This is a genomic window from Edwardsiella sp. A.80236 (assembly GCF_044540725.1).
In the GTDB taxonomy this organism is placed as follows: Bacteria; Pseudomonadota; Gammaproteobacteria; order Enterobacterales; family Enterobacteriaceae; genus Edwardsiella; species Edwardsiella tarda.
The window spans coordinates 18,197-43,175 of sequence record NZ_JBIUCY010000007.1 but is presented as its reverse complement, the minus strand read 5'-3'; the positions used below and the strand labels follow the sequence as shown (position 1 = coordinate 43,175).

Annotated in this window: 23 protein-coding genes and 1 other RNA gene; 14 read left to right on the top strand and 10 right to left on the bottom strand. The window is 56.3% G+C overall.

The annotated features are described in order from the left end of the window. Positions 1-7: 7 nt before the first annotated feature. From rpoE to ACEQFP_RS07950, 3 genes are all read right to left on the bottom strand, one after another. Positions 8-583: an RNA polymerase sigma factor RpoE gene (gene rpoE, locus ACEQFP_RS07960; protein ID WP_005289407.1), complete on the bottom strand. Its 576-nt coding sequence runs from the start codon at positions 581-583 to the stop codon at positions 8-10. Between the two features lie 326 nt (positions 584-909). Continuing rightward, positions 910-2,277, bottom strand: a complete 1,368-nt coding sequence (gene brnQ / locus ACEQFP_RS07955; protein ID WP_005295150.1) for a branched-chain amino acid transport system II carrier protein — start codon at positions 2,275-2,277, stop codon at positions 910-912. Between the two features lie 236 nt (positions 2,278-2,513). Continuing rightward, the gene (locus ACEQFP_RS07950; RefSeq protein WP_035605236.1) at positions 2,514-3,257 is read right to left on the bottom strand and encodes a tRNA1(Val) (adenine(37)-N6)-methyltransferase; all 744 of its coding nucleotides are present in this window, start codon (positions 3,255-3,257) and stop codon (positions 2,514-2,516) included. Positions 3,258-3,461: 204 nt separating this feature from the next. Here ACEQFP_RS07950 and srmB point away from each other — a divergent pair, with 204 nt between their 5' ends. Continuing rightward, on the top strand, positions 3,462-4,808 hold the full coding sequence (gene srmB / locus ACEQFP_RS07945) for an ATP-dependent RNA helicase SrmB (RefSeq protein ID WP_005289415.1): 1,347 nt from the start codon (positions 3,462-3,464) through the stop codon (positions 4,806-4,808). A 182-nt stretch (positions 4,809-4,990) separates the two neighbouring features. Here srmB and grcA read toward each other — a convergent pair whose 3' ends face one another. After that, complete coding sequence (gene grcA / locus ACEQFP_RS07940; protein WP_005289419.1) at positions 4,991-5,374, bottom strand: autonomous glycyl radical cofactor GrcA; 384 nt, start codon at positions 5,372-5,374, stop codon at positions 4,991-4,993. 429 nt (positions 5,375-5,803) lie between these two features. On the opposite strand from grcA, the gene ung reads away from it, so the two are divergent. Continuing rightward, positions 5,804-6,502, top strand: coding sequence for a uracil-DNA glycosylase (gene ung / locus ACEQFP_RS07935; protein ID WP_005295143.1), 699 nt, complete (start codon positions 5,804-5,806; stop codon positions 6,500-6,502). A gap of 77 nt (positions 6,503-6,579) precedes the next feature. On the opposite strand, the gene grpE is transcribed toward ung, so the two are convergent. Next, on the bottom strand, positions 6,580-7,158 hold the full coding sequence (grpE, locus tag ACEQFP_RS07930) for a nucleotide exchange factor GrpE (protein ID WP_035594747.1): 579 nt from the start codon (positions 7,156-7,158) through the stop codon (positions 6,580-6,582). Between the two features lie 125 nt (positions 7,159-7,283). Here grpE and nadK point away from each other — a divergent pair, with 125 nt between their 5' ends. The 3 genes from nadK (at position 7,284) to bamE (ending at position 10,503) form a co-directional block, all read left to right on the top strand. Next, complete coding sequence (nadK, locus tag ACEQFP_RS07925; protein WP_005289429.1) at positions 7,284-8,162, top strand: NAD(+) kinase; 879 nt, start codon at positions 7,284-7,286, stop codon at positions 8,160-8,162. Positions 8,163-8,285: 123 nt separating this feature from the next. Then, positions 8,286-9,947 carry a DNA repair protein RecN gene (gene recN / locus ACEQFP_RS07920; protein ID WP_109728697.1) on the top strand — a complete coding sequence of 554 codons (1,662 nt, stop codon included), beginning with the start codon at positions 8,286-8,288 and terminating at the stop codon, positions 9,945-9,947. Positions 9,948-10,146: 199 nt separating this feature from the next. Continuing rightward, complete coding sequence (bamE, locus tag ACEQFP_RS07915; protein WP_005295138.1) at positions 10,147-10,503, top strand: outer membrane protein assembly factor BamE; 357 nt, start codon at positions 10,147-10,149, stop codon at positions 10,501-10,503. 71 nt (positions 10,504-10,574) lie between these two features. On the opposite strand, the gene ACEQFP_RS07910 is transcribed toward bamE, so the two are convergent. Together ACEQFP_RS07910 and ACEQFP_RS07905 are read right to left on the bottom strand one after the other, a co-directional pair. Beyond that, positions 10,575-10,853, bottom strand: a complete 279-nt coding sequence (locus tag ACEQFP_RS07910; protein ID WP_005289435.1) for an RnfH family protein — start codon at positions 10,851-10,853, stop codon at positions 10,575-10,577. Position 10,854: 1 nt separating this feature from the next. Continuing rightward, a complete protein-coding gene (locus tag ACEQFP_RS07905) occupies positions 10,855-11,289 on the bottom strand; it encodes a type II toxin-antitoxin system RatA family toxin (RefSeq protein ID WP_005289436.1) in 435 nt (144 codons plus the stop codon). Between the two features lie 153 nt (positions 11,290-11,442). Here ACEQFP_RS07905 and smpB point away from each other — a divergent pair, with 153 nt between their 5' ends. Continuing rightward, a complete protein-coding gene (gene smpB, locus ACEQFP_RS07900) occupies positions 11,443-11,925 on the top strand; it encodes an SsrA-binding protein SmpB (RefSeq protein WP_005289441.1) in 483 nt (160 codons plus the stop codon). A 48-nt stretch (positions 11,926-11,973) separates the two neighbouring features. Further along, positions 11,974-12,337: a transfer-messenger RNA gene (ssrA, locus tag ACEQFP_RS07895) on the top strand. Positions 12,338-13,367: 1,030 nt separating this feature from the next. Here the strand turns inward: ssrA and ACEQFP_RS07890 are convergent. Beyond that, positions 13,368-14,789 (bottom strand): NCS1 family nucleobase:cation symporter-1, encoded by a 1,422-nt coding sequence (locus tag ACEQFP_RS07890; protein ID WP_370547234.1) that lies wholly within the window; start codon positions 14,787-14,789, stop codon positions 13,368-13,370. 525 nt (positions 14,790-15,314) lie between these two features. Here ACEQFP_RS07890 and ACEQFP_RS07885 point away from each other — a divergent pair. The 4 genes from ACEQFP_RS07885 (at position 15,315) to tnaB (ending at position 19,555) form a co-directional block, all read left to right on the top strand. Then, positions 15,315-15,611 (top strand): YciI family protein, encoded by a 297-nt coding sequence (locus ACEQFP_RS07885; RefSeq protein WP_005289448.1) that lies wholly within the window; start codon positions 15,315-15,317, stop codon positions 15,609-15,611. Between the two features lie 252 nt (positions 15,612-15,863). Further along, complete coding sequence (locus ACEQFP_RS07880) at positions 15,864-16,178, top strand: helix-turn-helix transcriptional regulator (protein WP_226085991.1); 315 nt, start codon at positions 15,864-15,866, stop codon at positions 16,176-16,178. 626 nt (positions 16,179-16,804) lie between these two features. Beyond that, on the top strand, positions 16,805-18,220 hold the full coding sequence (gene tnaA, locus ACEQFP_RS07875) for a tryptophanase (RefSeq protein WP_005289460.1): 1,416 nt from the start codon (positions 16,805-16,807) through the stop codon (positions 18,218-18,220). A gap of 84 nt (positions 18,221-18,304) precedes the next feature. Then, a complete protein-coding gene (gene tnaB / locus ACEQFP_RS07870; protein ID WP_068871716.1) occupies positions 18,305-19,555 on the top strand; it encodes a low affinity tryptophan permease TnaB in 1,251 nt (416 codons plus the stop codon). Between the two features lie 88 nt (positions 19,556-19,643). Here tnaB and ACEQFP_RS07865 read toward each other — a convergent pair whose 3' ends face one another. Then, positions 19,644-21,098, bottom strand: a complete 1,455-nt coding sequence (locus tag ACEQFP_RS07865; RefSeq protein WP_097364402.1) for a diguanylate cyclase — start codon at positions 21,096-21,098, stop codon at positions 19,644-19,646. Positions 21,099-21,367: 269 nt separating this feature from the next. Next, on the bottom strand, positions 21,368-22,327 hold the full coding sequence (locus ACEQFP_RS07860; protein ID WP_005289467.1) for a TDT family transporter: 960 nt from the start codon (positions 22,325-22,327) through the stop codon (positions 21,368-21,370). A gap of 141 nt (positions 22,328-22,468) precedes the next feature. Here ACEQFP_RS07860 and ACEQFP_RS07855 point away from each other — a divergent pair, with 141 nt between their 5' ends. The 3 genes from ACEQFP_RS07855 (at position 22,469) to ACEQFP_RS07845 (ending at position 24,665) form a co-directional block, all read left to right on the top strand. After that, complete coding sequence (locus ACEQFP_RS07855; protein WP_005289469.1) at positions 22,469-23,347, top strand: LysR substrate-binding domain-containing protein; 879 nt, start codon at positions 22,469-22,471, stop codon at positions 23,345-23,347. 142 nt (positions 23,348-23,489) lie between these two features. Continuing rightward, positions 23,490-24,014: a Dps family protein gene (locus ACEQFP_RS07850; RefSeq protein WP_005289471.1), complete on the top strand. Its 525-nt coding sequence runs from the start codon at positions 23,490-23,492 to the stop codon at positions 24,012-24,014. A gap of 165 nt (positions 24,015-24,179) precedes the next feature. Then, the gene (locus ACEQFP_RS07845) at positions 24,180-24,665 is read left to right on the top strand and encodes a DUF1198 family protein (RefSeq protein ID WP_005295105.1); all 486 of its coding nucleotides are present in this window, start codon (positions 24,180-24,182) and stop codon (positions 24,663-24,665) included. The last annotated feature ends 314 nt before the right edge of the window (positions 24,666-24,979 follow it).

The following is a 24,979-nucleotide window of genomic DNA, read 5'->3' as shown; positions in this document are numbered from 1 at the left end:
CGCATGACTAACGCTGAATCAGCGGCTGAACTTTATTGTCGATCGCTTCCCTCGCCCGGAAGATGCGCGAACGCACCGTACCCACCGGACAATCCATGATGGCCGCTATCTCTTCATAGCTCAGCCCATCCAGCTCCCTGAGCGTGATTGCCATGCGTAAGTCCTCCGGCAACGACTCAATGGTGCGAAAAACGATCTGCTTTAGCTCATCTGACAACATTAAGTTCTCAGGGTTCGAAATTTCTTTCAGCGCGCTGGCACCTTCAAAATTTTCGGCCTCGCCGGCATCCACATCGCTGGATGGCGGACGGCGCCCCTGAGCAACCAGATAATTCTTTGCCGTATTCACGGCGATACGATAGAGCCAGGTATAAAACGCACTATCACCGCGGAAGGAATCCAGCGCGCGATAGGCTTTGATGAACGACTCCTGCGCCACATCCGGCACATCGCCCGACGGCACATAACGGGATACCAGACTCGCAACCTTATTCTGGTAGCGCGCTACCAGCAGATTAAACGCCTTCTTGTCCCCCTTCTGGACGCGTTCGACCAATACCTGATCCGTTAACTGCTCGCTCATCCGAGGTAATGTCTCCCCAAATCTGTCTCCACGTATGAAATAGATTGCCAGTCGTCACAAAAACTTGAGCAAGCATTAAGTTAGAGTTCATACGCGCCCAAAAGTTCCCTGCCCGTTATTTTTCCATACAGGCAGACAGTCCGGCGGCGGCAGCTCACACCCCGAGATGCCATCCCCAATACCGGCCATAGGCTAACACGATTTTTCTCATTCGGCTGCACTCAGACGGGCCTGCCCTAAAAAATCGGCAGGCATGGTGGAAGCGCGCCAGAAAAAACGGGCGCCCATAAGGACGCCCGCGATGAGGGGAGGATGCGTGCTCGGTTTTACGCCGCCTGCGGCGCCCCGGCATCACGCGCACCCGGCAGCATCAACGCCACCAGTAAGGCCAGTGCGGAAGGCAGAACCCAAGCCATGCCATCGGCGGCCAGCGGCATGGTGCGCATCTGCCAAGCCAGCAGTTCGCCCAACCAGCCGCTCTCGGCACCGGCGGCGCGGGCACCATCCATCAGGCTGCACAGCAGTGCCACCAACATCACCAGGCGATAACCCAGCACCGGATTACGTAACCAGCGGCGGATAAAGGTCAATACCACCAGGGCGATCGCCAGCGGGTAGAGCGCCATCAACACCGGCACCGACAGCGCGATCAGACGGCTCAGACCAACGTTAGCCACCACCGCACAGGTGATGCTCAGTACCACCACCCACTGACGGTAGCTCAGACGCGTCAGGGTCGAGAAATAATCGGAGCAGGCGCTCACCAGGCCGACCGCAGTGGTCAGACAGGCCAGCAGCACCACCAGCGACAGGATCCACTGCCCCGGTTGACCGAACAGCGCCTGAACATAGGCCGCCAACACCACCCCACCATTGTTCGCCCCAGCGGCGATGGTGGAAGAGGTCGCGCCCAACCAGAACAGCGAGACGTAAACAAAGGCCAGGCCGATAGCGGCGATCACCCCGGCGATGCTCAGGTAACGGAAGCAGGCACGCGGTGAGGTCACCCCCTTGCCACGCAGCACATCCACCAACAGCATGCCAAACATCAGCGCGGCGAAGGTATCCATGGTGTTGTAACCACCGATAAAGCCCTTGCTAAATGCCATCGTCTGATAGGCCTCGACCGGAGCGGCGATCTCGCCCTGCGGACGGAACAGTACGCCCAACGCCAACACCACCAGCAGCAGGAACAGCATCGGTGTCAACAGCTTACCCACGCTATCGATCAGCTTGCCACGGCTCCAGGCCAGCGCCAGGGTCAGCAGGAAGAACAGTGCCGTGACACCCATCTGTACGCCGTCCAGCGTCACACCCGCCAACTGGAACGGGCTTTCGCCCTGGCTGCCCAGCAACGGCTTGATCGCCATCTCAAAGGCCACCAAACCGGTACGCGGCGCGGCGAAGGCCGGGCCGATGATGATAAACAGCAGCACGGCGGCGAAGGTACCGGTGCCGCGCGGCAGGTCACGGGTCATCGCCGGCAGACCACCACCGGCACTGGCGACGGCAATAATGGAAACCAGTGGTAGGCCGACGGCGGTCAGCAGGAAGCCGCTCATGGCATACAGCACGTTCTCACCGGCCATCTGACCTTCTAACGGGGGGAAAATAATGTTGCCGGCGCCCAGGAAGAAGGCAAAGGTCATCAACCCTAATCCTAATGTATCCGCCATAGATAAACGTTGTTGCATATTCTGCCCTCTTATCTCTTTTTACCCGCCGCATACGCCGCAGAAACGCACGGGGGTACCGCATCGAAACGCTGTCTGTCCAAAGGTAAATTCAGGTGTCGCGCTCTCTCGTAGAGGTGCGTAGGGGATCACTCCCTGAATCCCTGAAATATCCCACCCTCCTGGTGGGATAGCAGGCAGGATCATCCCTGCCCTAAGGGGCATATTGGAATAACGTGCTGACTAAAGCAACAGCGTTAGAAGAAAAGGTAAAAATCTTTCGTGAGTGAGCGAAAAATACAGGAGTATTCACTACTATTATCGCGGATAACCAGTGTATCTGACTGAAAGGGCCCCGGAGTACGTCCCAGCAACAGTAAGGCACGGCGTACCGGCTTCTCCGCCCGGTCGCGTACCGCCGTCTGATGCAGCGGAAACCAACCACAGGCCTGAGCGTGGCGGATCACCGCCTCGGCGGCGTCAATCGGCAGTACCAACGCCAGTCGCCCTTGCGCGGAGCTCAAGGCCGCCGCCTGACGCAACAGCGTCTGATGATCGAGGGAGTCGGTATAGCGTGCCGTCGCGCGGGCGGCCGTGCGGCAGGCAACGCCAGGAGAGAAATAGGGCGGGTTACTCACGATCAGATCGTAGCGCCGCGTCGTGACTGCCGCGAACGCCTGTAAGGAGAGCGGGTGCATCGTCAGCCGATCCGGCCAGGGTGAGGCGAGAAAGTTCTCCGCCCCCTGCCCCGCCGCCAGCGGCTCGATCTCCACGCCATCGATCTGTGCACGACTCCGCTGCGCCATCATCAGGGCCAGGACCCCGCTACCGCTACCGATATCCAAGATATGGCGCTCGTCGCCCGATAGCGTTAGCCAGGCGCCGAGTAAAATGCTGTCGGTGCCTACTTTCATCTCACAACGATCGTGGGCGACAAAGAAACGCTTCAGGGTAAATCCATTACGTGGCAGGGGTTGGTCGGCTGGGGTCGGACACGGCACAGCGGGCTCCTTGGAACGAGTTCGATCACCGGCATACCATACCTGCCCGGCTATAAAAAGGAAATGCGCGAAAAGCGCGCCGTGACAGGCTGCGAATGGGGTATTGACCCGAGCGCAGATGACGATGAACGCGCGCCATGCGCTTTAATGGGTGAAGATCGCCGCCAACCCGTCTATAATCTGCGCCCCAAGCAGAGGTAGACCATGACAGCAACCAACTTTTCCGAACTCGAACTCGACGAGCGCCTGCTCGACGCCCTGCGCGATAAAGGCTATGAGCGCCCAACCGCCATCCAGATCGCCGCCATTCCGCCCGCCATGGACGGGAGGGACGTTTTGGGTTCCGCGCCGACGGGGACCGGCAAGACCGCCGCCTTCCTGCTGCCCGCGTTGCAGCACCTGCTCGACTTCCCACGTAAGAAGTCCGGCCCGCCGCGCATCCTGATCTTAACGCCGACGCGTGAGCTGGCCATGCAGGTGGCCGATCAGGCCCGAGAACTCGCGCGTCATACCACGCTGGATATCACCACCATCACCGGCGGCGTCTCCTATATCAACCACGCCGAGATCTTTAGCACCAACCAAGATATGGTGGTCGCCACCCCTGGCCGTCTGCTGCAATATATTAAAGAAGAGAACTTCGACTGCCGCTCGGTAGAGACCCTGATCCTGGATGAAGCCGATCGCATGCTCGACATGGGCTTCGCCAAAGACATCGAGACCGTCGCCGCCGAGACCCGCTGGCGTAAGCAGACCCTGCTGTTCTCCGCCACCCTGGAATCGGACGCGGTGCATGATTTCGCCGATCGTCTGCTCGAGGATCCGGTCGATGTCAGCGCCGAACCGCCGCGCCGCGAGCGCAAGAAGATCCAGCAGTGGTACTACCGTGCCGACAGCCTGAAGCATAAGACCGCCCTGCTGTGCCACCTGCTGCGCCAGCCGGACGTCACCAAGTCGGTAATCTTCGTCCGTAAACGCGAGCGCGTCCATGAGCTGGTCACCTGGCTGCACCAGGCCGGCATTCAGGCCTGCTTCCTGGAAGGCGAACTGGTACAGGCCAAGCGTAACGAAGCCATCAAACGGATGTTAGACGGGCGCGTCAACGTGCTGGTCGCCACCGACGTGGCCGCACGCGGGTTAGACATTCCCGACATCAGCCACGTGTTTAACTTCGACATGCCGCGCAGCGCCGACGTTTACTTACACCGCATCGGCCGTACCGCTCGCGCCGGGCGCAAGGGTACCGCCATCTCGCTGATCGAGGCGCACGACCAGCTGCTGCTCGGCAAGGTGAGCCGCTACGTGCAGGAGCCGATGAAGTCACGCGTCGTCGATGAGCTACGCCCCGAGACCAAGGCTCCCAGCCTGAAGAACAAGGGCAAGCCGTCGAAGAAGGTGCTGGCCAAGCGAGCCCAGAAGAAGCTCGATGAGCAGAAGAAGAAGGGCAAGACGAAGGTGCGCCATCGCGACAGTAAGAACGTCGGTAAGCGCCGTCAGCCTAGTACCGGCCACCAGCCGGCGACCGAGGGCGGCGAGGAGCAAGGCGCATAATCGCCCGCTCCCCTCAGCGCTGCACGCGCGCGTCCACGACAACAAGGAACCACCCGGCTCCTTTTTTATTACGCCGCAACCGGGCTCAGGCCAATGCCGGCGACGAAACGCAAAACGAACAAAGGAGCCTTTCGGCTCCTTTGTGTTCAACGCGTCCCACCGTGCGGCTTACGCCGCCGCCCTTACAGGCTTTCGGTAAAGGTACGGGCGATAACGTCGCGCTGCTGTTCCGGGGTCAGGGAGTTGAAACGCACCGCATAACCGGAGACACGGATAGTCAGCTGCGGGTACTTTTCCGGATGCTTCACGGCATCTTCCAGCGTCTCGCGACGCAGCACGTTCACGTTCAGATGCTGACCGCCTTCGACACGCACGGTCGGGGCGACGTCCAGCTCAACTTCACGGTACTCGAAGTTGCCCAGCTCGCTCTGTGCGACGACCTGATCGTCAGCGTAGCCCGCCTTGGCACACAGGCAACGGGCTTCGCCCTTTTCCGTGTCCAGCAGCCAGAATGAGTTCAGCAGATCGGCGTTGTCAGCTTGGGTGATCTGGATACCTTTAATCATTTGTTGCCTCCAATTGAGATAGAGCAAAAATCCACTAATTCGGTCAGGGTTGCGGCCCCATCATGGGCCATTTGGTAAAACCAATGTTGTCTTGATGTGTTATATACCAGTTAAAACAGCCGCATTCTTTGATCTAAATCAATTTTATTCGGTCTGTCATTTTTACCATATCAGCAATTTTATGTTTTACATCAATTTAGATAAAAACACGCATAATTAAAAAAGGGTAAATTTTTCGCCATCGGAGCGCCGGGCGGCGGCCACACGCCAAGAAGCGGCAGAGAAATGCGCGGCGCGGCGGTTTCCCTCCCTGCGGCGACAAGGTAAGCTAGCCACATGGCCTCTCCACGCCATACGCAGGCAATCAGCGTGGCGGGAATAAGTGGCAACTATTTGATAAGCTATGAATAAATGACAAAGGAAGCGCAGATGACCCCGTCACTCACCTGGCATGACGTAATCGGTGCCGAAAAAGAGCAACCCTATTTCCGCGACACCCTGGCCTTTGTCGCCGCCGAGCGGCAAAATGGTAAGACCATTTACCCACCGCAGCAGGATGTATTTAACGCCTTCCGCTTCACCGAGTTTAACGACGTCAAGGTGGTGATCCTCGGGCAAGACCCCTACCACGGTCCGAATCAGGCGCATGGCCTGTCGTTTTCGGTCCGCCCCGGTGTCGCGACGCCGCCCTCGCTGCAAAACATGTATAAAGAGCTCCAGAACGACATCCCCGGCTTCACCATCCCACCTCACGGCTATCTGAAGAGCTGGGCCGATCAGGGGGTGTTGCTGCTCAACACCGTATTGACCGTCGAACGCGGCCAGGCTCACTCCCATGCCCATCTCGGCTGGGAGCAGTTTACCGACCGTGTCGTGGCGGCGCTGAATAGCCAACGTGAGGGTATCGTCTTCCTGCTCTGGGGCGCGCATGCCCAGAAGAAGGGGCGCATCATCGATAGCCAGCGTCACCATGTCCTGAAGGCGCCGCACCCCTCCCCGTTGTCGGCGCATCGCGGCTTCCTCGGCTGCGGCCACTTCTCGGCCACCAACCGCCTGCTCCAAGAACAGGGCCTGGCACCCATCGATTGGCAACCCCAGCTGCCGCAAGCGGACGATGTACCGGCATAAAAAAACCAGCCCGAGGGCTGGTTAAGCGCGATACCTGTCCCCGATAGCGGCGGGACAGGCTGAATCGGAGGGCGGGATTAGCCCTTGGAGACGGCCACCATCGCCGGGCGGATCAGGCGACCGTTCAGGGTATAGCCCTTCTGCATCACCATCATCACCTGATTCGGCGCATGCTCCTCGGACGGCAGCATGGTCATCGCCTGGTGAACGTCTGGGTTAAACGGAACATTCACCTCGGCCACCTGTTCAACGCCGAACTTACGTACCACGTCCAGCAGGGACTTCAGGGTCAGCTCCACGCCTTCGATCATCGATACCAGCTCGCTATTGGACTTGTCGGCCACTTCCAGCGCGCGCTCCAGGTTATCGATCACCGGCAGCAGTTCACTGGAGAATTTCTCCAGGGCGAACTTGTGCGCCTTCTCCACGTCCTGCTCGGCACGACGACGGACGTTGTCCATCTCGGCACGGGCACGCAGCATGATGTCGCGCTCCTTGTCCCCCATGGCCTTCAACTGAGCTTCCAGCTCGGCGATGCGGGCATCACGCGCATCCGGCTCTGCCCCGGAAGCCTGAGTCTCAGCCTGAAGCTCTGCGTTTTCAACCTGTTCTGCGTTGGCCGGCTCTTGCGTCATGTTTTGTTGTTCACTGCTCATGGAATTCTCCGCGGTTTTTGGCATTTATCTCGCTACTTGGCTTATTATGGGGATGAAAGTTGGCGATTCAAGAGAGCCAGGCATAATGGGCGTCATTCTGTCGTCCGTACCAGGAAAACCGGAACATGAACAAACGCTTTGAATCCATCGGGCTGGTCGGGCACCCGCGCCATCCCGCCGCGCTGGCCACCCATGAGATGCTGTTTCACTGGCTGGTGGGTAAAGGCTACTCGGTGATCGTGGAGCAGCAGATCGCCCGCGATTTGAAGCTACAGAACGCACAGACCGGCACCCTGGCAGACATCGGCCAACGGGCCGATCTGGCGGTGGTGGTCGGCGGCGACGGCAACATGCTGGGGGCGGCTCGCATCCTGGCGCGTTACGACATCAACGTCATCGGCGTCAACCGTGGCAACCTGGGCTTTCTGACCGATCTCGATCCCGACAACGCCAAGCAACAGCTCTCCTGCGTGCTGGAGGGGGAGTACAACCACGAGCGCCGCTTCCTCCTGGAGGTCCAGGTGTGCCGCGAACAGCAGATGCATCGGCGCAGCACCGCCATCAACGAGGTGGTCTTACACCCCGGCAAGGTGGCGCATATGATCGAGTTCGAGGTGTATATCAATGACACCTTCGCTTTCTCGCAACGCTCCGATGGGCTCATCATCTCCACCCCCACCGGCTCTACCGCCTACTCACTCTCTGCCGGCGGGCCGATTCTGGCACCGACCCTGGATGCCATCGCCCTGGTGCCGATGTTCCCTCACACCCTCTCGGCGCGGCCGCTGGTGATCGACAGCAACAGCAAAATCCACCTGCGCTTCTCCCACTTTAGCAGTGAGCTGGAGATCAGCTGTGACAGCCAGATCGCCCTGCCGATCCAGCACGGCGAGGAGGTGCTCATCCAGCGCAGCCAATATCACCTCAACCTGATTCACCCTAAGAATTACAGCTACTTCAACACGCTGAGTAGCAAACTGGGTTGGTCGAAAAAGCTGTTTTAACCCCGCCGTCGCGTCACACCACGGCGCGGCAGGTAAAAATTTGCGTCGCTCACTTTACTGGATAAAAAACCAGTTTATACTGGCATTAAATACAGTAGTGTGATTCCGTACAGGGGAATAGCCATGCTGACGCAGCTCACCATATCCAACTTTGCCATCGTGCGGGAACTGGAGATCGACTTCCAGCGCGGGATGACCGCCATTACCGGGGAAACCGGCGCCGGTAAATCCATCGCCATCGACGCCCTCACCCTCTGCCTCGGGGGGCGCAGCGAGGCCGCCATGGTGCGGATGAATATGCCTCGGGCCGACATCTGTGCCCGCTTCTCGCTGGCGGACACCCCCTCGGCGCGCGCCTGGCTAGAGGAAAACCAACTGGACGACAGCAACGAGTGCCTGTTGCGTCGGGTGATCAGCGCCGATGGCCGCTCACGTGGCTTTATCAATGGCACCGCGGTGCCACTCTCCCAGCTGCGCGATCTCGGCCAGCTGTTGATCCAGATCCACGGCCAACATGCCCATCAGCTGCTGCTAAAACCGGAACATCAGCGTCACCTGCTGGATGCCTACGGTCAGCAACAGACGCTGCTGCAGGAGATGCGCGCGGCCTATCGCCAGTGGCACCACAGCGTGCGCCTGCTGGCCGACCACCGGCGTCAAGTCAGCGAGCGCGAGGCGCGCCGCGAACTGTTGCAGTACCAGCTGAAAGAACTGAACGAGTTCGCCCCGCAACCCGGCGAGTTCGAGCAGATCGATGAGGAGTACAAGCGCCAGGCCAACAGCGGCCAGCTACTGAGCCTGAGCCAGCAGATCCTGGCGGCGCTCGCCGACGGCGAGGATGGCAATGCCCTCAGCCTGTTGCACGGCGCGCGCCACAGCCTGAACGAACTCGTCAGCTACGATGCACGTTTCGCCCCGCTGCTGGAGATGCTGGAGGAGGCCGCCATTCAGATCGATGAGGCTAGCAACGAACTGCGCCACTATGGCGACAGTATCGAGATGGATCCCGCCCGCCTGCAACAGCTGGAGCAACGTCTGTCGCGCCAGATCACCCTGGCGCGCAAGCATCAGGTGGCGCCGGAAACCCTGCCGCATCTGCATCAACAGTTGCTGGATGAGCAGCAGGCGCTGGATCGCCAACAGGATGACGAGGCACTGCTGGAGGAGAATGTACGCCACTATCATCAGCAGGCCCTCAGCCTGGCGCAATCCCTGCACCAGCAGCGTAGCGCCTATGCGCAAGAGCTGTGCAGCCAGATCAGCGCCCGTATGCAGGAGCTGTCGATGCCCCATGGCCGCTTCGCCATCGATGTCACCTTTACCCCGGATGCGCTGAGTGCCGAGGGGGCCGATCGCATCGAGTTTCGCGTCACCACCAACCCCGGCCAGCCGCTACAACCGCTGGGTAAGGTCGCCTCCGGCGGCGAACTGTCTCGCATCGCACTGGCCATCCAGGTGATCACCGCGCAGAAGATGGATACCCCGGCGCTGATCTTCGATGAAGTCGACGTGGGGATCAGCGGCCCGACCGCCGCCATCGTCGGGCGTCTGCTACGCCAACTCGGTGAGTCGACCCAGGTGATGTGCGTCACCCACCTGCCCCAAGTGGCAGGCTGCGGCCACCAACACTACTTCGTCAGCAAGGAGACCGACGGTGCAGAGACGGAGACGCGCATGCAGCCGTTGAACAAGAAGGCGCGGCTGCAAGAGCTGGCGCGTCTGTTGGGCGGCAGCGCCGTCACCCGTAACACGCTGGCCAACGCACGCGAACTGCTGGCGGCCTAAGCGGTAGTGCTTGGCTCCCCCGGCCGGCGGCGCGTGGCTCTCGCCTGCCGGGAAGGCCGAGAATCAGGGAACCATCCCGCCGCGCCGTTGCCTATACTCCCGTCGGCGTGGTAATCTCGACGCCCAGAGAATCCTGCAGCGAGATGCAGGGTTGCGCCGCAGCTACCCTGGCTTCGTGTCCAAAAGGAATGAATGAACTATGCGTTGTAAAATGCTGACTGCCGCCGCCGTGGTTCTGGTGATGCTGACCGCCGGTTGTTCCACCGTGGAAAAAGTGGTGTATCGCCCCGATATCAATCAGGGCAACTATCTGACGGCAGCCGAAGTTGCCAAAATCCACCGTGGCATGACGCAGCAGCAGGTTGCCTATACCCTGGGTACGCCGCTGTTGCAGGATCCCTTCGGCAGCAGCACCTGGTATTACGTCTTCCGCCAAGAGCCGAGCCATGAGGGCATCAGCCAGCAGACGTTAACCCTGACCTTCAACGGTAACGGTATCCTGACCGGCATCGACAACAGCAAGAAACTGCCGGATGCGGACAGCGACAACGACTGATCGTTAGCCGTTTAAAAAATAATGAGAAAGGCGCCGATGGCGCCTTTTTTATACCGCTGAGGAGGGCCGCGTTACTTCTTGCTGGCGCGCTCGGCTCGCTGGCGGCGCAACTCGCGCGGATCGGCGATCAACGGGCGGTAAATCTCCACCCGATCGCCGTCATGCAACGGATCGTTGAGCTTCACCGGGCGGCTAAAGATCCCCACCTTATTCTTGCTCAGATCGATCTCGCTACGCAGATTCAGCAACCCAGAACGCTCGATGGCCTGCTCGACGTTACTGCCCTGCGGTAACGTCAAACGCTGTAGATACTGTTTTTCCGGCAGTGCGTACACCACCTCGATATTCATCTCAGACACGGTAAACCTCTTTGGCCCGCAGGGTAAACGCCTGCACCATACTGCCAGCCAACTCCTTAAACACCTTGCCGAAGGCCAGTTCGACCAGCTTGTTGGTAAACTCAAACTCCAAATGCAACTCGACCTTACAGGCCTCCTCGCTCAACGGGGTAAAACGCCAGTCCCCCATCAGGCGGCGGAAGGGCCCCTCGACCAGGCGCATCTGGATATTACGACTGTCGTCCAGGGTATTACAGGTGGTGAAGGTCTTGCTGATGCCCGCCTTACAGACATCCACCGAGGCGGTCATACGCTGCGGCGTGCTCTCCAGAATGCGGCTGCCGACGCAGCCCGGCAAAAAGTCCGGGTAGGCGGTAACATCATTGACCAACTGATACATCTGCTGGGCGCTGAACGGTACCAGCGCGGAACGGCTAATCTGGGGCATATCGATTCCTGGACGACGTAAACCTAGGCATAATACCATTTATTGCTAGACAGAGAGAATTGGCTTACGCACACTGGATGCCGACCATAAATCTGCGGCCCGCCGCGGCGAAGGGTATTCAGGCGCCGGTCGTAACAGTATAATGACGCTACTATGACAAAGAAAAAAGCACATAAACCGGGTTCGGCAACCATTGCCATGAACAAGCGCGCGCGCCACGAATACTTCATCGAGGATGAGTTCGAGGCCGGGCTGTCGCTGCAAGGCTGGGAGGTCAAATCCCTGCGGGCCGGTAAGGCCAACATCAGCGAAAGTTATATCTTGCTGCAAAACGGCGAGGCATTTCTGTTCGGCGCCACCTTTTCCCCGCTGAACGTCGCCTCCAGCCATGTGGTATGCGATCCGACGCGTACTCGTAAGCTGCTGCTCAAGGAGCGCGAGCTGGCGAGTCTGTTCGGTAGCGCCAACCGCGACGGTTACACCATCGTTCCCCTGTCGTTGTACTGGAAGAACGCCTGGGCCAAGCTGAAGATCGGTGTGGCTAAGGGTAAGAAAGAGCACGATAAACGCGATGACATCAAAGATCGCGAGTGGAAGCAGGACAAAGCGAGAATTATGAAACACGCCAACCGCTAAGGCTGGCACAACGGCGGTAAACTCTGGTATACTGCCGTCTACACACTTGGGCCTGATTCTGGATTCGACGGGATTTGCGAAACTCAAGGTGCATGCCGAGGGGCGGTTTGCCTCGTAAAAAGCCGCAAAAAAATAGTCGCAAACGACGAAAACTACGCACTCGCAGCTTAATAACCTGCGCAGAGCCCTCTCTCCCTAGCCTCCGCTCTTAGGACGGGGATCAAGAGAGGTCAAACCCAAAAGAGATCGCGTGGAGCTCCTGCCTGGGGGTGAAGCGTTAAAACTAATCAGGCTAGTTTGTTAGTGGCGTGTCTGTCCGCAGCTGGCAAGCGAATGTAAAGACCAGACTAAGCATGTAGTACCGACAGCGTAGTAATTTCGGACGCGGGTTCAACTCCCGCCAGGTCCACCAAATTTGGAAAGTGAAAAGCCCGCCCGGCGCAAGTCTGGCGGGCTTTTTTGTATCTATCGTTTGTCATCGCCCGAGGCGATCCGGCTGAATCCGATGATTATTGGTATATGTTTAGGTATACGCGATACTGTAGCCGATTAAGCGTATATCCATTATGGCCAGGCACCGGCAGGCATGGTATGCGTCACACGCCCCTCTTACGAACCCAATCTCGTCGGCAAACCAGCCAACAACCCCTGCTACCCTTAGCCGAGTCACTGGTGGAAGGCTCCCTTACCTGATGTCTTATCTCAAGCAGCGCTTAATTCATCGCTAGAAAAGAGTAAAAATGAATAATAAAAACGTGCTGGTAGTGAACCTATGCCAGACCGACCCAACGAGCCGCCTCGTTATTGATTGCGCGCTCTTCTTTGGCGCTTGATAGCGACAAAGCCTCATTTATTGATACCAGGGTCGGGGTATATCAAGACACGGTAAGGGTCGTTATCAAGGGCTGCACCTTAGTACCATCCACTCCCAATGTGGTTGGACAATATTGGGATGAAGGGTGTAAGGGCGTTGGTATGCGCTGGGAGGCGAGGCATATCACGAGAGACAGGTATTCACCGTGAAAGCAGTATGCCCCCAGATCTTGCAAACGCTAGTAAGCGTGCAGGGCATTCGCTACCTCACTTAGGAGCGGTGCGAACGCATACCGGAAGGCATTACGTTGAAGTAAAAACAGGTGTCAGCTCTTGTGATGAATTGCCTCATGTGATGCAACCACACCGTTTTGACGCCACCCCACCTAGCGTTTCATGCGGTTAATTGACCACCCACTTTTTCAAAATTGGCAATCAACAACAGACCCCATTAACCCACCGTCAGAAGCCTGCAACTGCATCAGGATCGGCAAGCGGCTTTACCCGTTCAGCCTAGCATTACCCTGCGCGCTTTACGTTTAGCATGCCTCCGGCAGACTCATTCTGCCATCAATGGCCATCTCTCGACGTAAAGCGCGACATGGCACGCTCCCGCCGATCACTGACGATTACCGATTCGCCGCATTAGCGCTAACTTTACTCAATGCAAAATAGACAAACGCGCCTAAGAATAGGCCAAAAACATACGATGAATCATACAGCCAAGCCAGAGCGTCTATATTTTTTGATAGCATTATCCCGCCCCAAACGCTCAGCAAGGCGATGACCGCATTTTTATTGACGCCCTGATACCTGCCACTATCCACTTTGTAGAGATCCACCATGTCGATTTTGGTCTTATTCTCGATCCAGTAGGAGACCAGATAGATCCCGGTAATCGGTCCCAGCAGCGCACCCAACATACCAAGAACCACAAAAATAAGATTGTCGGGATCCGCCAACACCTTCCAAGGCATGCCAAAAACGGAAAGTAAGGCAACCAGCACCACTGCATACCAATATTTAAAAGCTTTTACCTTGTTTGATATTAAGGTGTTGAACACATTAGCTGGCGGTATTAAGTTTGCCGGTACGTTTGTCGTCAGTGTAGCCAGTAGAATAAATGCTGAAGTGATAATAACCAAGGATGGACTTTCAAATCTTGATATTAAAACGACAGGATCCCAGATTACTTCGTTAAAGGCAATGGATGACCCGGCAGTCATGGCTACGCCAACAAACACGATATAGGCGGTAGCTAACGGCGCAAAAATTATTTGCCCTAAAAACTGAGAACGTTGATTTTTAGCATTCTTGGTAAAATCTGACATGTTAAAGGCAATGGTACTATCAAATGCAATAAATGATGATAAGGCAGGGAAAAATATTATCCAAAAATTTTCTAGATCCTCCTTCCCGGAGACGGCCGGTTGAGATAAAAGCTCGCTCACACTCCAACCTGACACCGATAACGCCCAAAGAATAACCAGTAAAGAAAGGAAAATCAAAATGACCGCTGATTTATCTGCCAACCATTTAACCCCAGCGTTTTCATTAAACGCCACGATAATATTGAGCAGTACAAACAAAAAGAAAGACAGAAACGCTGAAACAAAGCCTAGCGAGGAATACGCTGGGAAAAAGATAGAGATAATATTAGTAATGGCTTGACCGCCAATCCACGCCGTCACCCCAAACCAGAAACAACCCAAGATAGCCCTAACCAAGGTCGGTATGATACTTCCTTTTATGCCAAATACGGCCCGAGATAACAGAGGGAAATTAATGCCATATTTGGCGCCAGGATGACCCAGCAAAACAGCGGGGAGCATCACTATCGTATGCCCCAACACGACGGTGAAAAGTGCCTGCGACCATGACATACCAACCTGTATAATACCGGTACCTAACATCAAGGCAGGAATCGACACCATAATGCCAATCCACAGCGAGGCGAAACTCCCGATACCCCATGTTCGCTTTACCACGGGTTTGGTGTATTCATTGTAAATATTCTTACATCCTGATAAGGCTGAAGGAATGCTTCCCATTATTCCGCTCCTCACTATTATTTATAAATAAATTAAAGAGTGTCCTATGCATGGAAAGTTTTTACATCCAATTATCATGCCAGATGTTATTTATTTGGATGATAATATTAACAGATGGTTAATACCTGTGATGGTTATCCCAAATAAAAATAAATGCTGACGGGAAAAAATCAGCATAAGATAACTATCTCTAATCATTGAGCCTGAACCGACGCAATATATTCTCATAATGAGAGTTTCTATCATCCGCGATGATAAAATCAAAAGATATTGAGAATAGTGTCCCCGACAGGAGGACTAACGTTAAAAATGCCACGCAAGCCGGTTGTTCCACTGGGACGGCGCCCCACACGTATGCCTCCCGAAGCCCCGATAACGCTCATCGCGATTCGACGCTGCCGCGCTAACGTGCTAGCGTTTAACGACGGTGCCGCTGGTGCCGGGTAAGCCTGGCCTAACGGAGCACGCCACTATGCACCACCGTGGGCCGAGCAACACGTTGTCCTCTTTTCACGAGATCATCCGATGAGCGTTATTTACGTTGTAGTCCTTACCTATATCAAACCCCTATCCGAGATCGATGCGCACCTGGCGGCGCATATTGACTGGTTAAATCAAGGCTATGAGCAGGGGGTGTTCCTGAGCTCCGGGCGACGTATTCCGCGCAATGGCGGCGTGATCCTGGCGCGTAGCGAGTCGCTAGAGGCCTTACAGGCTCGGTTACAGCGCGATCCGTTCCAACAGCACGGCTTGGCCCGTTGTGACATCATCCCCTTCGAGGCCAGCCGTTGTGCCGCGACGATCCAGGGGCTGATCGACTAATCTCTCCCACCGCCCTGGCGCGTCCGCGATCCGCGCCTAGCGCGCAAGATGCACACGATGGAACAGAGCTCGCCACCTACCCGTCCCTCCTCACCCCCACGGCTGTCAGTGCGTGGCATGGCGGCCAAGCAGCGAGCTCATACGTCAGATCCATCCAAGTTACAAGTGGTGCTCCAACGCGCCCTGACATGGGACGAGTAACGGCTCAACGCACAGCAACAACGCCTGGCGGCGGTGATCCTCGATGAGATCGTGACGCTTCCTGCCACACCTCTGGCCCTGGCCTACCCTAGCGCTCCCCGCCTGCAACGCATCGCCTACGCCCTGACACAGACACCGGCAGATCCCCGCAGCGCCGAGGCGTGGGCCCATGTGGTCGGCCTCTCCCGCCGCACGCTCAGCCGCCGCTTCGTGCAGGAGACCGGGATGCACGTTACCGCCTGGCGGCAGCGACGGCGCCTATTACACGCCTTGCCGCTGTTAGCCCAGGGCGACGCGGTCAGCGCCGTCACGCTCCAACTCGGCTACGCCAATATCAGCGCCTTTATCACCCGTTTCCGCCAGTAGTTTGGCCTCACCCCTGGGCAATATCGGCAACAGCGTTAAGGGGACGCCCCCCATGCCCCCGTCACTAACAGAATGGGAATCGTGTTTACCAAGATGAACATGATGTAATACACGCGCTGCCCGGCCAAGGCGGCGCTAACCTCATCCTTAATCCTTTGCTCGTCAGAATTATCACCCGGGGTATTACCTCGCTAAACTAACGTTAAAAATAATATCTAACTTTATCTGAGAAATGATGAAGTTAAATTGTGGCGCGTGAATTCCATCACAATTAACTAATATAGCAATAGACAAATAAATTGGCTGTGTGCATTTTATACTTACAAAAGTCACTAAGGATGTTTGCATATCATGAAAAAGCTATGTGAAACATACATTCCTAGCAAGTGGTTTAATCTCGACACCATCCTGGTCGAATTCTTTTCTTAATATCTCATCCGCGACACTTACACCGTTGACAAACTCGCATAGGATAACGTATTGCGGGATTTGCTCTATAGACATGCGCTCTACGATATAACTATTTCGTTATATTCACGCGCATTCGCCCTATATTTTATTTATCTATAGCGTTCTTTATCGCCGGTAAAGAACCCCCTACCTGTATAGCTAAAAGGGTAAGCACCATGGATAACTTTAAACATTTACCAGAACCATTCCGTATTCGTGTTATTGAGCCAGTGAAAAGAACCACGCGTGAACATCGCGAGCTGGCGATCGTCAAATCGGGGATGAACCCTTTCCTGCTGGATAGCGAAGACGTATTTATCGATCTGCTCACCGACAGCGGCACCGGCGCCGTCACGCAGAGTATGCAGGCCGCCATGATGCGTGGCGACGAGGCCTATAGCGGTAGCCGTAGCTACTACGCGCTGGCCGATGCCGTTAACCAGATCTTTGGCTATCAATACACCATTCCAACCCACCAGGGACGCGGTGCCGAACAGATTTACATCCCGGTATTGATCAGGAAGCGTGAACAAGAGAAGGGGTTGGATAGAAACAAGATGGTGGCCTTCTCCAACTACTTCTTCGACACCACCCAGGGTCATAGCCAGATTAACGGCTGTACCATCCGTAACGTCTACATCGAAGAGGCCTTCGATACCGCCGCACGCCATGATTTTAAAGGCAACTTCGACATCGACAAGCTGGAGCAAGGTATCCGTGAGGTCGGGGCCAACAATGTGCCCTATATCGTGGCAACCATCACCTGTAACTCGGCGGGGGGCCAGCCGGTCTCCATCGCTAACTTGAAGGCGATGTATGCCGTCGCCCAGAAGTACGACATCCCGGTGGTGATGGACTCGGCCCGTTTTGCCGAAAACGCCTACTTCATCCAGCAACGCGAGGCGGAATATCGCGATTGGAGCATTGAGGCGATCACTCGCGAAACCTACAAGTTTGCCGATATGCTGGCCATGTCGGCGAAGAAAGATGCCATGGTGCCGATGGGCGGTCTGTTGTGCTTTAAGGATGAGCACTTCTTCGACGTCTACACCGAATGCCGCACGCTGTGCGTGGTGCAAGAGGGCTTCCCGACCTATGGCGGCCTGGAAGGCGGAGCCATGGAGCGTCTAGCCGTCGGGCTGCACGATGGCATGAACCAGGACTGGCTCGCCTACCGCATCGCCCAGGTGCAATACCTGGTCGATGGGCTGGAGGCGATCGGCATCACCTGCCAGCAGGCCGGGGGACATGCCGCCTTCGTCGATGCCGGTAAGCTGTTGCCGCATATCCCCGCCGAGCAATTCCCCGCCCAGGCATTGGCCTGCGAACTGTATAAAGTGGCCGGAATCCGCGCCGTCGAAATCGGCTCCTTCTTACTCGGCCGCGATCCGAAGACCGGTAAACAACTACCCTGCCCAGCCGAATTGCTGCGTCTGACCATTCCTCGCGCGACCTATACCCAGACGCATATGGATTTTATTATCGAGGCATTCCAACAGATCAAACAGAATGCCAAGAATATTAAGGGACTGGAGTTTATTTACGAGCCGAAGGTTCTCCGCCACTTCACCGCCAAATTAAAAGAAGTTTAACCCTAGAAAATAGGAGCCTGCGCCTCGCCGCAGGCTCCTCTCCGCCACAAGAAATCATCACGCTCTGAATAAGAGGAGAGTCTTATGGAGCCGGAGTTTAAAAATAAACATTCTGCGTTTTGGGGCATTATGGTTATCGCCGGTACCGTCATCGGTGGAGGAATGTTTGCGCTGCCCGTCGACCTGGCCGGTAGTTGGTTTTTCTGGGGTGCATTTATTTTAATTATCACCTGGTTTTCCATGCTGCATTCCGGGCTATTATTACTTGAGGCAAACTTAAATTACCCTATCGGCTCCAGTTTTAACACCATCACCAAAGATCTCCTGGGTAACACTTGGAATATCATTAACGGTATTACCGTCGCCTTCGTACTGTATATTCTGACCTACGCCTATATCTCCGCCAACGGCGCGATCCTCAGCGAAACCATCGCCATGCAGTTGGGCCATCAGGTTAATCCTCGCCTGGTCGGCATCGCCACGGCACTGTTCGTCGGCGCGGTATTATGGTTCAGTTCGTTAGCGGCCAGCCGGATCACCTCGCTGTTTCTCGGCATCAAGATCCTCGCCTTCGTTATCGTCTTCGGCTCATTTTTCTTCCGCGTCGACTACGCCACCCTGACCGACGCCAGCGCCGGGATGGGCCAGAGCAACCACTACTTCCCCTATATCTTTATGGCGCTGCCGGTCTGCCTCGCCTCGTTCGGTTTCCACGGCAACATTCCCAGCCTGATCATCTGCTATGGCAAGCGCAAGGATAAACTGATCAAGAGCCTGGTCTTCGGATCGCTCCTGGCATTGGTGGTTTACCTGTTCTGGTTGTATTGCACCATGGGTAACATTCCCCGCGAGGCGTTTAAGGGCATCATCGCCTCGGGCGGCAACGTCGACTCGCTAGTGAAATCCTTTATCGGTACGACACCGGGCCGGGTGATCGAATTCTTCCTGTTGGTGTTCTCTAACCTCGCCGTCGCCAGCTCCTTCTTTGGCGTCACCCTGGGGCTGTTTGACTACCTGGCCGACCTGTTTAACATCGATAACTCGCCTATCGGCCGCTTCAAGACGGTGCTGTTGACCTTCATCCCGCCGGCGTTGCTCTATCTGCTGTTCCCCAACGGCTTCATCTATGGGATCGGCGGCGCCGGACTATGCGCCACCATCTGGGCGGTCATCGTCCCGGCGATCCTCGGGCTGAAATCACGTCAGAAGTTCCCCCAGCAGCGCTTTACCGTCTGGGGCGGCAAGATCATCCCGATCTGGGTGATGGTGTTTGGCTTGTTGGTCATCGCCTGCTGGTTCGGTAAGGCGTTCAACCTGTTGCCGATATTCAGTTAACATCAGGTCAGTCGGCGAGAAGCGCATACCGGGCTAGCCAAGCCCGATTGCAGAGCGGCGCACGGAGGCGCCCTCGCGCCAGCCCACCTTACAGCGTCTTCAATTCACGATGTTTCAATCGGTTACGGCCACTATTCTTCGCCTGATACAGCATCTCATCGGCATGGTGTACCAAGGCATCGAAGTCGTTGGGGGTCACACTCTGCCGTGGCAGCAGCACACAGCCGATACTCACGGTGAGATGCCCCTGCAATGCCTTATCGCTGCCGTAATCCAGCGTCTCACGCAAGCTATCCAAGCGCGCCAACGCACCACAGGCATGCTCGGCACTGCACAAGACGATGAACTCCTCGCCACCGAAACGGCCAATCAGGCTCTCCGGCTCGCGAAAATGGTGGCGCAACGCGTCGGCAAAATAGACCAAGGCCTCGTCGCCCGCCTGATGGCCATAAGTGTCGTTGTAGTGTTTGAAGTAATCCAGATCGAACAACGCCAGCGCCACCAAGGAGCCCGACTGCGCTAACATCGCCGCGAACTGTTGTATCAGGCTGCGCCGGTTACGGATGCCCGTCAGGTAGTCGATATTCGCCTGGAGGGTCAACGCCTGATTCAGGCGCTCCAACTGTTCGCGCTGTGCCGCCAGCTCACGCAATGCCGTACGCTCGGCTTGAATATCCTGGATCTGCGAGATGTAAAACAGCACCGCCTCCTCGTCGTAGATGGCCGAGACGCTCAGGCGCACCCAGAGGTAGGTCCCCGCCTTCATCAGGTAGCGCTTCTCCACGGTATAGAAGTCGATGTGCCGCTGCGCCAACGCCTCCAGGTTCTGCAAGTCCAACGCCAAATCGTCCGGGTGCGTGATGCTCTGAAAACAGATACTACGCATCTCCGTCTCGCTGTAACCCAGCATCTTACAGAAGGTACGATTCGCGCGACGGAAATAGCCGCCCGGTGCCACCAGCGCCATACCGATCGCCGCATATTTAAATGCCTTATCGATGACCGTATTGATGCGTTGATTCTCGCGTATCAGTTGCTGGTTCGCTTGGCGTAGTTGCGCCTGATGCAGCAGGTAACCGATGCTACGCGCTAACAGCGCGACATCGGCCAGTTGCGCCTCACTGAACGGCGCCATCGGCGCCTGGGTGGAGAGTAACTCCAGTAGGCCGTAGCGCTCCGCCCCCAGCCACAACGGTACCCCGATATAACATCCCAACGGCTGCGCCCGATAGGCCGCGGGCAGCGGCTGAACGGCCTCGGCGGGCGGATCGACATACACAACCAGACGATCCTCATCCATCACCCGTCGACTAAAATCGGCGCTGAGGCTCAATCGACTACCGGGAGGAAAGGCCGCCGACACGGGATAGCAATAGAGGACGCTGGCGATGTTGTTACTGACCCGGCTGATCACCCCTAACTGCATATGCAAATTCGCTAGCCCCATCCGCAGGATGGCGCGGTATACCTCATCATCGCCCGCGGGAGATGCGGTCGACACGGGCGGGATGGCATGGGTCGGCGACGGATCGGGGTCGTTCACGGCGTCTCTCCTTCTCGGGCTAGGGCATCAAGCGGCGACAACGCAAGCAGCCTGACGTTATTACTATAGAACAGTGGAGGCGGGATGCAGGGTGCGGGGTGGGAGAAATAAAAAACCCCCGGCCGACGGGCCGGGGAAAGCGATACAACGATTACAGAGTCATTACATCTTTAGAGAAACAGGGCCCATACGCTACACACGACGAACAGCAATACGGCCAGTAACGGTGCAACAGAGACGGCGCGACTATTCATTAACATCACTCTCCATCAAGCCATCGGTTTACATGAGGTGTCATGCTTATTGCTCAGACGCAATCCCGGCAGCCAGTAGTTGTGGGCATAACGCAGGGCGACGTAAGCGATAATCACCGTGGCAATCGCCACCTCGACCGTCGCCATCAGGTGCAGTTGAGCGGCATACTCTTCCGCCCCCGGATACTGCGCGACCAGATGAGACATCTTGTACAGCGCGGTAGCACCGATTGCCATCGGGAAGGTGAAGGCCGCATAACCCGGGCTGAACGGCAACTGCAACAGACGGAAGAAGGAGCAGTAAATCACCACCGTCATCAGTAACGCGATACCCAACAGGATGGCGCAGATCAGCAGAGAGGGTTGCTCTACCACGGTCAGATAACCCGCCAGAGAGAGGCTTGCCGGTGCCGCCATGATGGCGATGGTCGGCTTCGCCGCATCCGGTACTTCGTTACAGAACATGAAGCGGTAGATCATCAGCGGCAGCATGATCAGGTAGCTCACCATCCCGATCACCAGCAGCCACTGGGCAAAACCGACAAACGGCGCTCCCGGACAGCAGACATCGGCGACGATGATACCCACCGGCGGCACGAACCAACTCGGTACCATATGGTGCATACGCGGTTCACGGGCACGATGGAAGAAAAACAGCGCCAGCGCAATCAGGTGTACCGCCACCGCGCCCAGCCACAAGGCCATGCCGACTCGTGGCAGATAATGCCCAACGGCAACGGAGACAACCATCGTCGCCATGGCGAAGGTCGGCACGATACTGCCCACCACCGGATGTTTGATGTCTTGCATCAGCGTGTCTGGGTGAAAAATAAAGCGCACGGTTAATGCCAGCAGGATCGCGCCGGCGATCAGTGCCCCAATGTTCTGCCCGATACCATTCAGCGGCAGCGCATTCTCCAAACACCAACCGATACTCGCGATACCCAGAGCCAGCCCGGCTGCCGGGGTGGGCATGCTACGAACTTTGCGATGAATTAATCTCAACACCTGAACACCTCATATGTTTTTCATTGTTTCTATGGCTCATACTATAGCCACAGGATATTATTTAAAAAATCAATAAATATCTTACCATTGGTTTAGAGAAACTAAACAATGAACATCACCTTCAAACAGCTACGCGTCTTCGTCGCCATCGCGCGCGGCGGCACGCTGACGCAGGCCGCCGCCCAACTGTTTATGACCAAGGGCGCCCTCTCCCAGACCCTGAGTGAACTGGAGAGCCAACTCGGGGTACGGCTGTTCGAGCGTCAGCACGCCCGCCTCCTGTTAAACCACGAGGGGCAGCGCCTACTGCCGGTCGCCGACGAATTATTGACGCGTATGCAGGGCGTGGAGGCCCTGTTCGACAACGGTAACGGCGACACACGCCTGCTGGTCGGCTGCACCAAGACCATCGGCAGCTACCTATTACCCGATCTGCTCTGTGCCTTTCAGCAGCGCTATGGCTGGCTGCCTCTGCCGATCATCGCCAATACCCAAGCCATCGCCGGTATGGTGGCCGGCTTCGAGTTGGATGTCGCGCTCCTTGAGGGGCCGGTCACCGATCCCGCCTTGCTCTGCCATCCTTGGATCGAAGATGAGATGGTGGTCGTCGCCAGTCTGGCACACCCACTCGCGGGGAGCGGGCCGCTGACCTTTGAGCAACTCAGTCGGGAACGCTGGTTACTGCGCGAGGCGGGCTCCGCCAGCCGCGCCTTCTTCGATCACCAGTTAGCGCCATGCTTGGATAATCCACAGGTGGTGTTGTCGCTGGACGCCTTCGACGCCATCCTGGCCTGTGTCAAAAACAATCTGGGCATCACCTTTATCTCACGCCGCATGTTGGAGCAGCCGCTGTACGCCGGCCAATTCTGTACCCTGCCTTGCGAGCAGCGTTTTAGCCGCCACTTCTCGCTCTGTCTGCAACGCAGTAAGTATCTCTCTCCCACCCTCAACCTATGGCTGGATTTTTGTCGTAATTGGCGCACATAACACCGAGCTGTAACGATTACTGGCCGCATCTGTTTGAAACGCTATGTATTATAAATAAACCCCTACTAACGAAGGATGATCTATACTGCTTGGGTACTGAGCACTACTGCTGCTTTGATTATCTAATTCTAAGGAGATCAAGATGAGCACGGTTAAGAAAAGCGACGTCCAAGCACGCCAACGTCTCCCCCTGTCTACCCCGACCGATCTGGGTCATGAGGCAACCAAAGCAATCAGCGCAGCAATGAATGCACTGTTGGCCGACATTTTTGCCCTTTACCTGAAAACCAAGAATTTCCACTGGCACATGAGTGGGGCACATTTCCGTGACTACCACCTGCTGCTAGACGAGCAAAGCGCACAACTGTTTGCCATGACCGATGACCTTGCCGAACGCGTACGTAAAGTGGGCGGCACTACCCTGCACTCCATCGGTGAAATCGCCCGCATCCAACGCATCAAAGATAATGATGCTGAATATGTCGATCCGCTCGATATGCTGGCCGAGCTGTGCGAAGACAACAAACAGATTGCCGCCGAACTGCGTGCCGCCCATGCAGTCTGCGACGAATACCACGATATCTCCAGCGCTAGCCTGATTGAGAACTGGATCGACGAAACTGAACGTCGTGTCTGGTTCCTGTTCGAGGCTTGCCGTCGCTCATAATCGTGACTCACGGCGCCCTAGGGGCGCCGTTTTCTTTCTCCCGCGCCAATCTCCCCACTCATCCCCTTCCTATTCCGTGCTGCCGACGGCGAGATCGCGCCGCCACGCTGGCCGATCGCGCGCTTTGCCCGTATGATGTCCCCTCTGTTACTTGCGGAGAGCGGCATGATCTGGTTAATGCTCGCCACGCTGGCATTGGTGTTTATCGCCGGCTTTCGTGTGCTTAATACCCCCACCCGACGGGCGTGCCAACGCTTAACTCAGCGTCTCAACATCGAGCCGGTACATGTCGAGTCCTTACTCAGTCAGATGGGGAAACAGCAAGGTGAGGCCTTTGTGCGTTATCTGCTCAATGGCACGGAATCGCATCTCAATAATGCGGCGATGGTGTTATTGATCTATCAGACTTTCATCGTTAATGGGTCTGATGACAATCTGAATTATTGGCGTTCGCTAATACGTAAGGCCGGGTTAAATGCCGATATCAGCCCACAACAAGTAAGATTGGCTCTCGATTTTCTATGCGAGTTAGAGCCTGATCCCGCAGAGATGCTCGCTTTTCGCCTACGTTACCAGCAGCTTTTTGCCCCAGCGAGCGAAGAAATAGGCGAAAAGGGTGATAATATCTATATCCTTGACCATTTCAGATAACTATAATAAGCACCGTTAACGTTTCTTGTAGTGTATGTCACAAATCTGACATGTGATTTATTGCATATTAGTATGCATAACTTTTTATTCTCACTCTAATTAGTTAACGAAATGGTTCAATCCATGCGCTTCGTCCACCATCCGCCTCAGCAGATCGTCCCTGCGGCATCATGTGAGTGGGTCGCGCGGGTCCCTTGAACCCCGCCACGTCCAGCGCCATCGACGGGCGGTATAAGCAGGTGTCCACGGCGGAGACCTGTGCCGGATCGGAATCCCGGCGCCATCGAGTAAGGACATTTTTTATAAAAATAAAG